Annotated in this window: 12 protein-coding genes; all 12 read right to left on the reverse strand. The window is 65.4% G+C overall.

The window, feature by feature from the left end; translation table 11 throughout:
- Window positions 1–116 precede the first annotated feature (116 nt).
- Window positions 117–425 carry an urease subunit beta gene (locus tag PCLY_RS01615; protein WP_061237499.1) on the reverse strand — a complete coding sequence of 103 codons (309 nt, stop codon included), beginning with the start codon at window positions 423–425 and terminating at the stop codon, window positions 117–119.
- Window positions 425–955 carry a GNAT family N-acetyltransferase gene (locus tag PCLY_RS01620; protein ID WP_061237500.1) on the reverse strand — a complete coding sequence of 177 codons (531 nt, stop codon included), beginning with the start codon at window positions 953–955 and terminating at the stop codon, window positions 425–427. Before PCLY_RS01620 ends, PCLY_RS01615 begins: the two co-directional genes overlap by 1 nt.
- Before the next feature lie 4 nt (window positions 956–959).
- On the reverse strand, window positions 960–1,469 hold the full coding sequence (locus PCLY_RS01625) for a GNAT family N-acetyltransferase (protein WP_061237501.1): 510 nt from the start codon (window positions 1,467–1,469) through the stop codon (window positions 960–962).
- A gap of 3 nt (window positions 1,470–1,472) precedes the next feature.
- A complete protein-coding gene (gene ureA, locus PCLY_RS01630) occupies window positions 1,473–1,775 on the reverse strand; it encodes an urease subunit gamma (RefSeq protein ID WP_004425162.1) in 303 nt (100 codons plus the stop codon).
- Between the two features lie 82 nt (window positions 1,776–1,857).
- Window positions 1,858–2,694: an urease accessory protein UreD gene (locus PCLY_RS01635; RefSeq protein WP_061237502.1), complete on the reverse strand. Its 837-nt coding sequence runs from the start codon at window positions 2,692–2,694 to the stop codon at window positions 1,858–1,860.
- Window positions 2,695–3,074: 380 nt separating this feature from the next.
- A complete protein-coding gene (urtE, locus tag PCLY_RS01640) occupies window positions 3,075–3,773 on the reverse strand; it encodes an urea ABC transporter ATP-binding subunit UrtE (RefSeq protein WP_061237503.1) in 699 nt (232 codons plus the stop codon).
- A 214-nt stretch (window positions 3,774–3,987) separates the two neighbouring features.
- Entirely contained in the window at window positions 3,988–4,830 is an 843-nt protein-coding gene (urtD, locus tag PCLY_RS01645) for an urea ABC transporter ATP-binding protein UrtD (RefSeq protein ID WP_061237504.1), read from the reverse strand.
- Complete coding sequence (gene urtC / locus PCLY_RS01650; protein ID WP_061237505.1) at window positions 4,827–5,918, reverse strand: urea ABC transporter permease subunit UrtC; 1,092 nt, start codon at window positions 5,916–5,918, stop codon at window positions 4,827–4,829. The genes urtD and urtC overlap by 4 nt, the downstream gene beginning before the upstream one ends.
- 263 nt (window positions 5,919–6,181) lie before the next feature.
- Window positions 6,182–7,750: an urea ABC transporter permease subunit UrtB gene (gene urtB, locus PCLY_RS01660; protein ID WP_061237507.1), complete on the reverse strand. Its 1,569-nt coding sequence runs from the start codon at window positions 7,748–7,750 to the stop codon at window positions 6,182–6,184.
- A 207-nt stretch (window positions 7,751–7,957) separates the two neighbouring features.
- Window positions 7,958–9,223 (reverse strand): urea ABC transporter substrate-binding protein, encoded by a 1,266-nt coding sequence (urtA, locus tag PCLY_RS01665; protein ID WP_061237508.1) that lies wholly within the window; start codon window positions 9,221–9,223, stop codon window positions 7,958–7,960.
- A 75-nt stretch (window positions 9,224–9,298) separates the two neighbouring features.
- Entirely contained in the window at window positions 9,299–10,021 is a 723-nt protein-coding gene (locus PCLY_RS01670; protein WP_061237509.1) for a GntR family transcriptional regulator, read from the reverse strand.
- A gap of 1 nt (window position 10,022) precedes the next feature.
- Entirely contained in the window at window positions 10,023–13,652 is a 3,630-nt protein-coding gene (uca, locus tag PCLY_RS01675) for an urea carboxylase (RefSeq protein WP_061237510.1), read from the reverse strand.
- Between the last annotated feature and the right edge of the window lie 146 nt (window positions 13,653–13,798).

A 13,798-nucleotide genomic window follows, 5' to 3' on the forward strand; every position in this document is an offset into this window, starting at 1 on the left:
GCGCGAAGGCTGACGCGTGTTTGTCTGTCGGGGATGAGGAGTGGTGGTTCTTCTGTAGGAGCGGCTTGAGCCGCGAAACCGTTATCGCGGCTAAAGCCACTCCTACAAGACTCACCTCAATCCAGGTCGCCCATCACCCGGCCGGCGAAGCCGAACACGCGGCGCGCGCCGGCCAGATCGACCAGTTCCACCTCGCGGCTCTGCCCCGGCTCGAAGCGCACGGCGGTTCCCGCCGGGATATTCAGGCGCATGCCACGCGCGGCGGCACGGTCGAACAGCAGGGCGTCGTTGGTCTCGAAGAAGTGGTAGTGCGAGCCGACCTGAATCGGCCGGTCGCCGCTGTTGGCCACGGAAAGGGTCAGGGTACGGCGGCCGGCATTGAGCTCGATCTCGCCGTCAGCAATCTGGTATTCACCGGGAATCATTAGGAAGGCCTCGAGAGCGTCTTGTAGTAGATGGCGTTGGCTAGGTAGATGCCGTCCGGGCCGCAGGCGTAATCAGGCAGGCCACCAATGTGGCTGTAGCCCAGGTGGCGATAGAGTTGCTCTGCAGCGCTGCCAGCCTCGGTATCGAGGTACAGCAAGCCTCGTTTCAGGGCGACGGCTTCCTGCTCGACGGCTTGCATCAGCAGACGCGCGATACCACGCCGCCGCGCGCTGCTCAGCACCAGTAACTTCTGGATTTCCGCGCGGTTCAGGCCGTTGGGCTTCTGGCACAGGCTCAGTTGCACGCTGCCCAGCACCTGGCCGTGCTCGCACGCGACCCAGAGCTGCAGCGAGCCATCGTGCAGCGCCACCTCCACCTGGGCGAAATATTCAGCGGCTGCCTGTGCATCGAGGTCGGCGAGAAAGCCCACCGAAGCGCCGTGGCCGACCGCATCGAGTAGCAGGGCGATCAGGCCCGGACGATAAGCGGCGAATTGTTCGGCAGAGAGGCGTTGCAGCGTCATGTCCATGGTGTCACTCCGTGGCGCCAAGGATCAGTTGCATAAAGGTCAGATCCAGCCAGCGGCCGAACTTGCGCCCGACCTGGGGCATCTGTCCGGTGGTGACGAACCCTGCACGCTGGTGCAGGCGAATCGAGGCGGCGTTTTCCGACTCGATGGCGGCGACCATGACGTGCAGGCCAGCTTCGCGGGCACGCTCGATCAGCGCCTGCATCAGCACCGGCCCCAGGCCCTGGCCGCGTTGGTCGGCGCGCACGTAGACCGAATGCTCGACGGTGTGGCGAAAGCCTTCGATGCTGCGCCAGGTGCCATAGCTGGCGTAGCCGAGCACCTCGCCGTCGACGTCACGCGCGACTAGCACCGGGAAGCCGGCTGCCGTGCGTTCGGCCAGCCAGGCGCGGCGGTTGGCGAGATCCACCAGGGTCTCGTTCCAGATCGCCGTGGTGAACTCCACCGCGTCGTTGTAGATGGCCAGGATGCCGGGCAGGTCGGCTTCGCTGGCGTCCGTGATCAGATGGCGCATGGTTCAGGCAATCGGTTGGTGGACGGTCACCAGCTTGGTGCCGTCGGGGAAGGTGGCTTCGATCTGGATCTCCGGGATCATCTCCGGCACGCCCTCCATCACCTGATCGCGGGCCAGAAGGGTGGTGCCGAAGTGCATCAGCTCGGCCACCGTCTGGCCGTCGCGGGCGCCTTCGAGCAGGGCGGCGGAGATATAGGCCATGGCCTCCGGGTAGTTCAGCTTGACCCCGCGCGCCAGACGGCGCTCGGCCACCAGGCCGGCGGTGAAGATCAGCAGCTTGTCTTTCTCGCGTGGACTCAGATCCATCTTGTCACTCCAATGGGGCGTATGCCTGGCATCGCCGAATACGTCGTGGTGGTAGGGCGGGTGTCGCTTTTTACATCCGCCGTCATGTGCTCCAGATGCGCGGTGGCACGGCTTCCCGGCCCAGCAGCGCCGGGCGCAGCAGGCGCCAGAGGGCGATCAGCCAGGCGCGGGCCTTGAGCGCTTCGCTGGCCAGGCAGCGCGCGACCAGCAGGCCCGACAGTTGGCTGAGATCGCCGCGCACGCCTTCGATCTTCAACTCACGGCAGCGCTCCAGCAGTTCGCCGTCCAGCTCGCCGCTGGCCAGCAGGGTGGCGAACACCGGCTGGCCATCGAGGCCGATGGGCGAGTCGAGCAGGCCGTCATCACCGGCAACGCGTTGACGCTCATGCCAGAGCAGCTTGCCGTCACGGCGGATATCCAGCGCGGCCTGGAAGTGGCCGCTGTCGAAGCGCTCGTCGGCAGCGGGGCGGCCAAGGGCGATGATGTCCCAGTAGAACAGGCGGGCGTCACCATGCAGGTCGATCTGTGTGTGCAGTTCGGCCTGGGCGCCGGCGTAGATGATGGTTTCCTGCGGCAGCCACTCCAGGGTGGCGCCGGCGTCGACGCTCAGGCGCAGATCCTGGTGGGCCACGCCGGCGGCACGGTACCACTTGGCCGCACCGGGGCTGGTGAGTTGTACCCAGGTGCCCTCACCGGCATGCGCCGAAATATCCAGGCGGTCGCCGCCGGCTATGCCGCCGGGCGGGTGGACGATGATGTGTTGGCAGACTTGCGGGCCTTCGGCATACAGGTGCTTCTGCACTCTAAGAGGGCCGAGGTGGCGTCTTTGCACTGGCGTGGTGCGTTCGCCGTGGCGCGCGTAGGCCAGCTCCAGCTCGGCAGGCCAGCTTGGCGTGAACAGGGCGGCAGGCAGATTCATGGCAGGGCAGGGGTTCCGCAGGATACTTGACCGGGTGGGCAAGCAAGAGGCGTGCCCCGAACCAATTCGGTGCGTGATTGCCCGCAGCAATTGCCATGCATGCGAGCGCTAGGGTTTGTACGAAAAGTCGGCGAGCGAAGGTCAGGCGATACCGATGGCGGCCCCACAAAAACGGGTGAGGAACGGACTGGGCTCGCACTCGAGTCTGCGAGCTGTAAATGAGCATTACTCACTTCGTTCGCCCTTCGGGCCGCACTGAAGCGCGTTGGCCGCAAGCGGCCTGCCGACCCGTTTTTAACGAAGCATCACCGAGCGCAGGCACTTTTCGTATAGAGCATAGGAGCCGTCGCGGCTGAAGCCCCTCCCACAAGGTGTGTTGGTCAGATCGCCACCAGCCCGCGCACGCCCTCGGCTTCCATGTTCTCGCCACGGCCCTGCTGGACGATCTCGCCACGGCTCATCACCAGGTACTGGTCGGCCAGCTCGGCGGCGAAGTCGTAGAACTGTTCCACCAGCAGGATGGCCATGTCGCCACGCTCGGCCAGTTTGCGAATCACCGCGCCGATCTCCTTGATCACCGAGGGCTGGATGCCTTCGGTGGGCTCGTCGAGGATCAACAGGCGCGGCTGGCTGGCCAGGGCGCGGCCGATGGCCAGCTGTTGCTGCTGGCCGCCGGAGAGGTCGCCGCCACGCCGGTGCTTCATCTCGCGCAGCACCGGGAACAGCTCGTAGATGAATTCCGGCACGGTCTTGGCCTGGCTGCCGGGAAAGCGTGACAGGCCCATCAGCAGGTTTTCCTCGACCGTGAGGCGGCCGAAGATCTCGCGGCCCTGCGGCACGTAGGCGATGCCGGCATGCACGCGCTGGTGCGGTTTGAAGGCGGTGATGGGCTTGCCCTCCCATTGCACGCTGCCATCCTTGGCCGGGATCAGGCCCATCAGGCATTTGAGCAGGGTGGTCTTGCCCACGCCGTTGCGGCCGAGCAGGCAGGTGACTTCGCCGACCTTCACGTCGAACGACAGGCCACGCAGGATGTGGCTGCCGCCGTAGTACTGGTGGAGCTGTTGGACTTGCAGCATGACGTACCTCTCGTGCCCACGCCCAGCGTGGGTATGCAACTGACGACGCTTCGCGGCGCTGGAGCGTTGAGCGTGTCGGGAGGGGTTCCCGCGCGGGCGGTATGTGGCCTCGCAGTGGAAACCATCAATTTTCTTCGCGGCTGAAGCCGCTCCTACAAGGCTGTGATGGACATCTCGTAGGAGCGGCTTCAGCCGCGAATCAGGGAGCGATGGTTCAACGACCCAGATACACCTCGATCACCCGCTCGTCGTTCTGCACCTGCTCCAGCGAGCCTTCGGCCAGCACGCTGCCCTGGTGCAACACGGTGACGTGGTCGGCGATGGAGCCGACGAAGCCCATGTCGTGCTCGACCACCATCAGCGAGTGCTTGCGCGCCAGGGACTTGAACAGCTCGGCGGTGAACTCGGTCTCGGCATCGGTCATGCCCGCTACCGGTTCGTCGAGCAGCAGCAGATGCGGTTCCTGCATCAGCAGCATGCCGATTTCGAGAAACTGCTTCTGACCGTGGGAGAGCAGGCCGGCCGGGCGGTTGCGCGAGGCTTCCAGGCGGATGGTGGTCAGCACTTCCTCGATGCGGTCCTGCTGCTCGCCGCTGAGCCGGGCGCGCAAGCTGGCCCACACCGACTTGTTGGTCTTCTGCGCCAGCTCCAGGTTTTCGAACACCGTCAGTGCTTCGAACACCGTCGGCTTCTGGAACTTGCGGCCGATGCCAGCCTGGGCGATTTGCACTTCGCTCATGGCGGTCAAATCGTACTGCTCGCCGAAGTAGGCCACGCCGTTGTCGGGGCGGGTCTTGCCGGTGATCACGTCCATCATGGTGGTCTTGCCGGCGCCGTTGGGGCCGATGATGCAGCGCAGCTCACCAACGCCGATGTACAGGGTCAGGTTGGTCAGCGCCTTGAAGCCATCGAAGCTGACGTTGATGTCTTCCAGGGTGAGGATGGTGCCGTGACGGACGTTGACGCCCTTGCCGACGGTCTTGCCGGTGTCCAGCGCCAGGCCGGTGGGGTCGAAGGCGGCTTCGAGCATGGTTTCGGGTAGTGGCGTGGCTCTCATTGATCTTTCTCCTTGCGCAGCAGGCCCACCACGCCCCTCGGTAGAAACAGGGTGACGACGATGAACAGCGCACCGAGCGCGAACAGCCAGTACTCCGGGAAGGCCACGGTGAACCAGCTCTTCATGCCGTTGACGATACCGGCGCCGAGCAGCGGACCGATCAGCGTACCGCGCCCGCCGAGGGCGACCCAGACGGCGGCTTCGATGGACTGCGTCGGCGCCATTTCGCTGGGGTTGATGATGCCCACCAGCGGCACATACAGCGCGCCGGCCAGGCCGCACAGCACGGCCGACAGCACCCAGATGAACAGCTTGTAGCCGCGTGGATCGTAGCCGCAGAACATCAGGCGGTTCTCGGCGTCACGCAGGGCGGTGAGCACCCGGCCGAACTTGCTGCGCGCCAGGCGAAAGCCCAGGTACAGGCTGCCCACCAGCAGCACCACGGAGGCGAAGAACAGCGCGGCGCGGGTGCCTTGCGCGGTGATGTCGAAGCCGAGGATGCGGGTGAAGCCGGTAAAGCCGTTGTTGCCACCGAAGCCGGTTTCGTTGCGGAAGAACAGCAGCATGCCGGCGAAGGTCAGGGCCTGGGTCATGATCGAGAAGTACACGCCCTTGATCCGCGAGCGGAAGGCGAAGAAGCCGAACACCAGGGCCAGCAAGCCGGGCGCCAGCACCACCAGGCACATCGCCCAGAGGAAGCTGGAGGTGCCGTACCAGTACCAGGGCAACTCGTTCCAGGCCAGGAAGCTCATGAACGCCGGCAGGCCGTCACCGGCGCTCTGGCGCATCAGGTACATACCCATCGCGTAGCCGCCGAGGGCGAAGAACAGGCCGTGGCCCAGCGACAGCATGCCGGCGTAACCCCAGACCAGATCCAGCGCCAGGGCGACGATGGCGTAGCAGAGGATCTTGCCCACCAGCGTCAGCGAATAGGCCGAGATGTGCAGGCTGTGCTCGGCCGGCAGCAGGTGCAGCAGCGGCATGGCGACGAGAATCGCCAGTACCAGCAGGCCGACAGCCAGTGAAACCTGCGGGCCGAGCTTGGCGCTGGCACGGGCCAGAAGCGTTTGATTGAGTGGCGCAGTCATCGGGGCATGCTCGCGTCAAGGGGCGCACCGCGGTGCAGGCGGCCAGCGCGCCAGGCTAGGCGTGGAGCGCAGGCGATGGTCGTTCCCTCGGCAAGCTCCACAACGACGCATGGCGCGTTGGCAGCCGCAACCCGAAGGGCCGCTGACTCGATGGCGGCTGGGGCATTCAGGCAGTTTTGCATTGGCAGCATTCTCATGTTCCTTCGCATAGCGCCGCCAGCGTGGCAGCGGCGCGGTCGTCAATTGGCGTGAGCAGGCCCCGCTTAGTCGATCACCCTTCCTTTCAGTGCGAACAGGCCTTGCGGGCGCTTCTGGATGAACAGAATGATCAGCGCGAGGATGAGGATCTTGCCGAGTACCGCACCGATCTGCGGTTCGAGGAACTTGTTCAGCACGCCCAGGCCGAAGGCGGCCAGCACGCTGCCGGCCAGTTGGCCGACGCCACCGAGCACCACCACCAGGAATGAGTCGATGATGTAGCTCTGGCCGAGGTCCGGGCCGACGTTGCCGATCTGGCTCAGGGCCACGCCGCCCAGGCCGGCGATGCCCGAGCCCAGGCCGAAGGCGAGCATGTCCACGCGGCCGGTGGGGACGCCGCAGCAGGCGGCCATGTTGCGGTTTTGCGTTACCGCGCGCACGTTCAGGCCCAGGCGCGTCTTGTTCAGCAACAACCAGGTCAGCACCACGACGAACAACGCGAAGCCGATGATGACGATGCGGTTGTAGGGCAATACCAGATTCGGCAGCACCTGCACGCCGCCGGACAACCAGGCCGGATTGGCCACCTCGACGTTCTGCGCGCCGAAGGTGACGCGCACCAGCTGAATCAGGATCAGGCTGATGCCCCAGGTGGCCAGCAGGGTTTCCAGCGGGCGGCCATAGAGGTGGCGGATTACCGTGCGCTCCAGCGCCATGCCGATGCAGGCGGTGACCAGGAAGGCAATCGGCAGCGCAGCCAGCGGGTAGAGCGTCAGGTATTCGGGGGCCAGGCGCTGGAAGCTCAGCTGCACCACATAGGTGGTGTAGGCACCGAGCATCAGCATCTCGCCGTGGGCCATGTTGATCACCCCGAGCAGGCCGAAGGTGATGGCCAGGCCCAGCGCTGCGAGCAACAGGATCGAGCCTAGCGACAGGCCGCTGAAGGCCTGGCCGAGTAACTCGCCGATCAGCAGTTTGTGCTTCACCTGGGCCAGGCTCTGTTCGGCGGCGCTGCGTACGGCGGTATCGCTTTCTTCACCATCGAGCAGGCTTTGCAGGCGCGTGCGGGCCAGCGGGTCGCCGGTTTCGCCCAGGCGCTCCACGGCCGCCAGGCGCACGGCCGGATCGCTGGCTTCCAGTTGCAGGTTGGCCAGGGCCTGGGTAATGGCGTCACGCACATCCTCGTCGGCTTCCATGCTCAGACGATTTTCCAGCAGCGGCAGCAATGCCGGCGGCGTATTGCGTTGCAGTTGCTTGGCGGCGCCAAGGCGCACGGCCGCATCGTCGTCGAGCAACTGATGACTGGCCACGGCGACGCCGATCAGGCCGCGCAGGCGGTTGTTCAGGCGCAGCTTTCGCGGCGTGCCATTGGCCTCGGCTGCGCCGTCGGCGGCGAGCCAGGTGCCGTCCTGTTCGATGAAAGCGCGTTTGTCGGCATCGCTGGCAACGCGGCCCTGCTGCAGGGCTTGCAGCAGTGGCATGCGATCTGTGGTGGGGGCTGCAGCCCAGCTCTGCAGGAGTTTGGCCTGCTTGCTGGCGTTGGCAGCGGCGAAGTCGTCGGCCTCGCCAGCATGCGCTGCCAGTGGCAGCAACAGCAGCAGGCTCAGCAGAATTCGGGTAAGGGCAGTGGGCATAGGGGTGTCCTTGGCGTAGCCCGGATGAAGTCCGGGGCGAGCTTCCCGGATTGCATCCGGGCTACGGCGACCCTCTCCCTAACCCTCTCCCCCTCTTCATAAAAGAAAGGGGGGAGAGGGGACTGGTACGGTGCAGTGCATTGCTCCGTGCAGCTTGTCTCCCCTCTCTCGCTTGCGGGAGAGGGGCTGGGGGGAGGGGCTTTTGCCTTAGTTCGACTTCACCGGGGTATCGGCTTTCTTGTCGTTACCCTCGATGTACGGGCTCCACGGCTGGGCGCGGATCGGGCCTTCGGTTTCCCAGACCACGGAGAACTGACCGTCTTCCTGGATCTCGCCGATCATCACCGGCTTGTGCAGGTGGTGGTTCGTCTCGTCCATCTTCAGGGTGAAGCCGCTCGGCGCCGCGAACTCCTGGCCAGCCATGGCTTCGCGCACCTTGTCGACGTCGGTGGTGCCGGCTTTCTCGACGGCCTGTGCCCACATGTGGATGCCCACGTAGGTGGCTTCCATCGGATCGTTGGTTACCACGGTGTCGGCGTTCGGCAGGTTCTTGGCCTTGGCGTAGGCTTTCCAGTCGGCGACGAACTTCTCGTTGACCGGGTTTTCCACGGACTGGAAGTAGTTCCACGCCGCCAGGTGGCCGACCAGCGGCTTGGTGTCGATGCCGCGCAGCTCTTCTTCACCCACGGAGAAGGCTACGACCGGTACTTCGGTGGCTTCCAGGCCCTGGTTGGCCAGTTCCTTGTAGAACGGCACGTTGGAGTCGCCGTTCACCGTGGAAACCACAGCGGTCTTGCCGCCGGCGGAGAACTTCTTGATGTTGGCGACGATGGTTTGATAGTCGCTGTGGCCGAACGGGGTGTAGACCTCTTCGATGTCCTTGTCGGCGATACCTTTGCTGTGCAGGAAGGCGCGCAGGATCTTGTTGGTGGTGCGCGGGTAGACGTAGTCGGTACCGAGCAGGAAGAAGCGCTTGGCGCCGCCGCCGTCTTCGCTGAGCAAGTATTCCACTGCCGGAATGGCTTGCTGGTTTGGCGCCGCACCGGTGTAGAACACGTTCGGCGACATTTCTTCACCTTCGTACTGCACCGGGTAGAACAGCAGGCCGTTGAGCTCCTCGTAGACCGGCAGCACGGATTTGCGCGACACCGAAGTCCAGCAGCCGAAGGTCACGGCGACCTTGTCCTGGGTCAGCAACTGACGGCCACGCTCGGCGAACAGCGGCCAGTTGGACGCCGGGTCTACCACCACCGCTTCGAGCTGCTTGCCGAGCACGCCGCCTTTGGCGTTGATCTCGTCGATGGTCATCAGCGCCATGTCTTTGAGCGAAGTTTCGGAAATGGCCATGGTGCCGGACAGCGAATGCAGGACGCCGACCTTGATGGTCTCGGCGGCCTGGATGGACCAGGAAAGGCCCATGGCGGCGATGGAAGCGGAAAGGGTAAAGGCCTTGATCAGGCTGCGACGTTGCATGGTGCGTTCTCCATTCTCAACTTGAGTAAGTGGACAGCTCTTTATTGTTCGGCAGTGATTCAAAGGTCATTTACGTCACCCTTGCACCGGCAGTGCCCGTTGCCGGGCGCTGTGCAGCATGTGCAGGGTGATCTTGCGCACTTCCGCTTTGCTGACCTCTATGTGGGTCTTGAGCAATAGCTGTGCCTCTTCGCAGCGACGCGACAGGATCGCGCCGAGGACGCGTGCGTGTTCCTCGTAGGTGAGCGCCACGCGCGGCTCCTGGGTGAAGTCCAGGCGCCTGATAATTCGGATCTTTTCGCTGACTTCGGCATGCAGGCGGGCCATCTCGCGGTTGCCGGCGGCTTCCACCAGTTTGCAGTGAAAACGTTCGTCCAGACGCGAGACTTCGCGGCCGTCCTGCAGGCGCTGCTCGGGTTGCACCATCCAGGTGCGACGCAGCTGTTCCAGTGCATCCGGCAGCTCTTCATTGGGGCGCTCGCACAGGCGCTTGACCGCCTCCAGTTCAAAGACGATGCGCACCTCGTAGAGCTCCTCGAAATGGGCGAAATCGAACGGCTTGACCTGCCAGCCGCTGCGGAAATACACCTCCAGGTAGCCCTCGCGCTCCAGGCGATACAGCGCCTGACGCACCGGCGTGCGGCTGGCGGCCATGCGCTCGGCGATCTCGCCTTCGGAAAAACGGTCACCCGGCAGCAGGCGGAACTCGAAGATGTCGTCCTTGAGCTGGGCGTAGATGCGCTCGGCGAGATTCTCCGGGCGCTCCTTGCCACGCTTGGCCGGGCTGACCAGTTGCATCTCAGGCCGCCTCGCTCGGGGTCAACAGGAGCAGCGCGTCGCCCGGCGTCACCGCCTTGCCGGGGGCGCAACGCAGTGACTTGACCGTGCCGGCCACCGGCGCGGTCACTGCCAGCTCCATCTTCATCGCCTCGACCACCAGCAGCGGGGTGCCGGCTTCCACATGCTGGCCGGGCTCGACCAGCACCTTCCACACGCTGCCGCTCATCTCGGCGGCGACCAGATGGCCGTCCAGATCGGCGTCGTCGTCAGTCATGGCGCTCAGCGCTTGTGCGGCGCTCGGATCGTCGTCCTTCCACAGTTCGACCTCGGCGTCGAAGGCGGCTTTCTGTTTGCTCTGGAACGCGGCGATATCGGCGGCGTTGTCGGCGATGAAGCGGTTGTAGGCGGCGAAGTCGAACTCGGTTTCCTCGATGCGGATCTGCGCGCGGCCCTCACGGAAGGCTTCGCGGAATTCGTCCAGTTCGGCCTCGCTGACCGGGTAGAAACGCACCTGATCGAAGAAGCGCAGCAGCCAGGGCTGGCCATTCTCGAACTGGGCGTTCTTCACGTACTTGTTCCAGATCGGCAGGGTGCGGCCGACCAGCTGATAGCCGCCGGGCGAGTCCATGCCGTAGATGCACATGTACATGCCGCCGATGCCCACGGTGCCCTCGGCGGTGAAGGTGCGCGCCGGGTTGTACTTGGAGCTGAGCAGGCGATGGCGCGGGTCCAGCGGCACGGCGCAGGGCGCGTCGAGGTAGACGTCGCCGAGGCCGAGAATCAGGTAGCTGGCGTCGAACAGGATGTCGCGCACCTGCTCGCGGCTTTCCAGGCCATTGGCGCGCTGGATGAAGTCGACGTTGTTCGGCAGCCAGGGCGCCTCGCTGCGCACGGTCTCGCGGTAGCGTTCGACGGCGGCCAGCGTTGCGCTGTCCTCGAAGGCCATGGGCAGGTGGACGATACGGGTTGGCACCTTGAGTTGGGCGACATCGCCGAGCTGGCGCTCCAGGCGCAGCAGGTGTTCGAGCAGGGTGCGCTGGTGCAGCACGCGGCTGTCATAACGCAGTTGCAGCGAGCGCACGCCGGGGGCGAGCTCTTCCAGGCCGCGCAGCGGCTGTGCCTTGAGCGCCTCCATCAGCAGGTGCACGCGCAGGCGCAGGGCCAGATCCAGCACGTTGTCGCCGTACTCCAGGAGGATGTAGGCATCGCCGGCCTGGCGATACACCGCGCGCGGACGGCTGCCTTCAGCCGGCAGCTCGGCCAGTACGGTGGCGGAAACGGTGCTGTCCGGTTGCAGCGACGGCGCCGGCAGGGTCACTGCGCTGATCGCCGCCAGGGCCTCGATGCTGCCCAGTTGCGCCTGCTCCAGGCTCTGCGCCTGCTGGAAGCCGATGGGGTGAAAGCGCAGCTTGTCGCCGGGCTTGACCTGGCCGACCTTCCACAGCTCGGCCTTGGCGATGGTTACCGGGCAGACGAAACCGCCGAGGCTGGGGCCATCCTTGGTCAGGATTACCGGGAAGTCGCCGGTAAAGTTGATCGAGCCGATGGCGTATTCGCAGTCATGCACGTTGGACGGGTGCAGGCCGGCTTCGCCACCGTCGGCCCGCGCCCAGCTCGGTTTCGGCCCGGACAGGCGCACACCGAGACGGTTGGAGTTGTAGTGCACCTCCCATTCGGCAGCGAAGAACTCCTCGATGGCTTCAGCGGTGAAGAAGTCCGGCGCACCGTGCGGGCCGTAGAGCACGCCGATGTTCCAGGTGGTGCCGTAGCTGGGGATCAGGCTCGGGTGCGCAGCCTGTGGCGGGGCGACTGGCGCCGGTGTGGTGCAGGCCGGCAACTCGGGTTGGGAGATGGCCAGCATGTCGGCGGTACGCAGGGTGCGCCCGGCATGCCCGCCGAACTGGCCGAGGGCGAAGGTGGAGCGGCTGTCCAGGTACAGCGGCACGTCCAGGCCATTGCGTACGGCCAGATAAGTGCGGCAGCCGCTGACGGCGCGGCCCAGCTTGAGCACCTGACCGGCCTTGACCACGATTGGCTGCCAGTAGGCCACTGGTGCATCGTCCAGGGTGGCCGGGCAATCGGCGCCGGTCAGGGCGATCAGCGCGTCGCTGTGAAAGCGCAGGGTCGGCCCTTGCAGGGTAAATTCCAGGCCAGCGGCTTCGGCCGCGTTACCGACGATGCGGTTGGCCAGGCGGAAGGCGAAATCATCCATCGGCCCGGACGGCGGCACGCCGATATCCCAGTAGCCTAGACGGCCGGGGTAATCCTGAACGCTGGAGTAGGTGCCGGGCTCCAGCACTTCGATGACGTTGGCCCCGAACGTGAAACCGTCGAGCAGGCGCGTCCATACCTGGCCTGTGGCGAAGCGCTCATCGGCCACCACCTGGCGCAGGTAGTCGAGGTTGCTGGCGATGCCGTGCAGGCGGGTTTCGCCCAGGGCTTTTTGCAGTTTGCCGATGGCTTCGTCACGAGTCGCCGCATGGACGATCAGCTTGGCGATCATCGGGTCGTAGAAGGCTGAAACCTCGCTGCCGGTGCTGACCCAGCCGTCGACACGCACGTCGTCCGGGAAATGCACATCGGTAAGTACGCCCGGGCTGGGCTGGAAGTTCTTCAGCGGGTCTTCGGCGTAGATCCGCACTTCGATGGCAGCGCCTTGCGGGGCGCGGTCGAGTGCGGGCCAGTCCAGCGCATCGCCTGCGGCCACGCGCAGCATGCACTCGATCAGATCCAGACCGGTGACCATCTCGGTGACCGGATGTTCGACCTGCAGGCGAGTGTTCACTTCGAGGAAGTAGAAGTCGTCGCGGGCGGCGTCGTAGATGAATTCCACGGTGCCGGCGCTGCGGTATTTCACCGAGTCGCCAAGCTGCACGGCGGCAGCGTGCAAACGCTCGCGGGTGGCCTGCGGCAGGTTCGGCGCCGGGGTTTCCTCGACCACCTTCTGGTTGCGCCGCTGCAGCGAGCAGTCGCGTTCGCCGAGGGCGGCGACGCGGCCGGCGCCGTCACCGAAAATCTGCACCTCGACATGCCGCGCCTGATCGACGAAACGCTCGAGAAATACGCCGGCATCGCTGAAGAACTGCTCGCCCATGCGCTTGACGCTTTCATAGGCGCTTTCCAGGGCCGCGGCGTCGCTGCAACGGGTCAGGCCGATGCCGCCACCGCCGGCGGTGGTCTTGAGCATCACCGGGTAACCGATGCTTGCAGCGGCGGCCAGCGCTTCCTCCATGCTGTGCAGCAGGCCGGTGCCCGGCGCCATCGGCACCTGGGCCTGGGCGGCCAGTTCGCGGGCACGGTGCTTGAGGCCGAACTCGCGAATCTGCTCGCCGGTCGGGCCGACGAAGGCGATGCCGGCTGCTTCGCAGGCATCGGCGAACTCGGCGCTTTCCGAGAGAAAACCGTAACCGGGGTAGATCGCCTGGGCGCCGGTTTGCTGCGCGGCAGCGAGAATCTTGTCGATACGCAGGTAGCTGTCGGCCGGCTTGTCGCCGCCCAGGGCAATGGCGACATCGGCGTCGCGTACATGCTGGGCATTGCGGTCGGCGTCGGAGTAGACGGCGACGCTTTTGACGCCCAGGCGTTTGAGCGTACGAATGGTACGGACAGCTATCTCGCCACGGTTGGCGATCAGTACGGTATGGAACATCTGTTGCGGCCTCCTGGCTTGCTGCGCGCGTGGGCGGGCAGGCGCTGATCTGTTCCCTCTCCCTTGGGGGAGAGGGCTAGGGAGAGGGGGATTCACACCACCCTCTCCCCCAACCCCTCTCCCGCAAGCGGGAGAGGGGAGTCATT

It is taken from the genome of Ectopseudomonas composti (assembly GCF_001567565.1).
Lineage (GTDB): Bacteria > Pseudomonadota > Gammaproteobacteria > Pseudomonadales > Pseudomonadaceae > Aquipseudomonas > Aquipseudomonas composti_A.

What these genes read in the sequence shown, in the direction of transcription:
- ureA (WP_004425162.1), bottom strand. Translation starts at nt 1,775, where the DNA reads ATGGATCTGAGTCCACGCGAGAAAGACAAGCTGCTGATCTTCACCGCC.
- PCLY_RS01625 (WP_061237501.1), bottom strand. Translation starts at nt 1,469, where the DNA reads ATGCGCCATCTGATCACGGACGCCAGCGAAGCCGACCTGCCCGGCATC.
- uca (WP_061237510.1), bottom strand. Translation starts at nt 13,652, where the DNA reads ATGTTCCATACCGTACTGATCGCCAACCGTGGCGAGATAGCTGTCCGT.
- urtE (WP_061237503.1), bottom strand. Translation starts at nt 3,773, where the DNA reads ATGCTGCAAGTCCAACAGCTCCACCAGTACTACGGCGGCAGCCACATC.
- PCLY_RS01620 (WP_061237500.1), bottom strand. Translation starts at nt 955, where the DNA reads ATGGACATGACGCTGCAACGCCTCTCTGCCGAACAATTCGCCGCTTAT.
- urtD (WP_061237504.1), bottom strand. Translation starts at nt 4,830, where the DNA reads ATGAGAGCCACGCCACTACCCGAAACCATGCTCGAAGCCGCCTTCGAC.
- urtB (WP_061237507.1), bottom strand. Translation starts at nt 7,750, where the DNA reads ATGCCCACTGCCCTTACCCGAATTCTGCTGAGCCTGCTGCTGTTGCTG.
- PCLY_RS01670 (WP_061237509.1), bottom strand. Translation starts at nt 10,021, where the DNA reads ATGCAACTGGTCAGCCCGGCCAAGCGTGGCAAGGAGCGCCCGGAGAAT.
- urtC (WP_061237505.1), bottom strand. Translation starts at nt 5,918, where the DNA reads ATGACTGCGCCACTCAATCAAACGCTTCTGGCCCGTGCCAGCGCCAAG.
- urtA (WP_061237508.1), bottom strand. Translation starts at nt 9,223, where the DNA reads ATGCAACGTCGCAGCCTGATCAAGGCCTTTACCCTTTCCGCTTCCATC.
- PCLY_RS01615 (WP_061237499.1), bottom strand. Translation starts at nt 425, where the DNA reads ATGATTCCCGGTGAATACCAGATTGCTGACGGCGAGATCGAGCTCAAT.
- PCLY_RS01635 (WP_061237502.1), bottom strand. Translation starts at nt 2,694, where the DNA reads ATGAATCTGCCTGCCGCCCTGTTCACGCCAAGCTGGCCTGCCGAGCTG.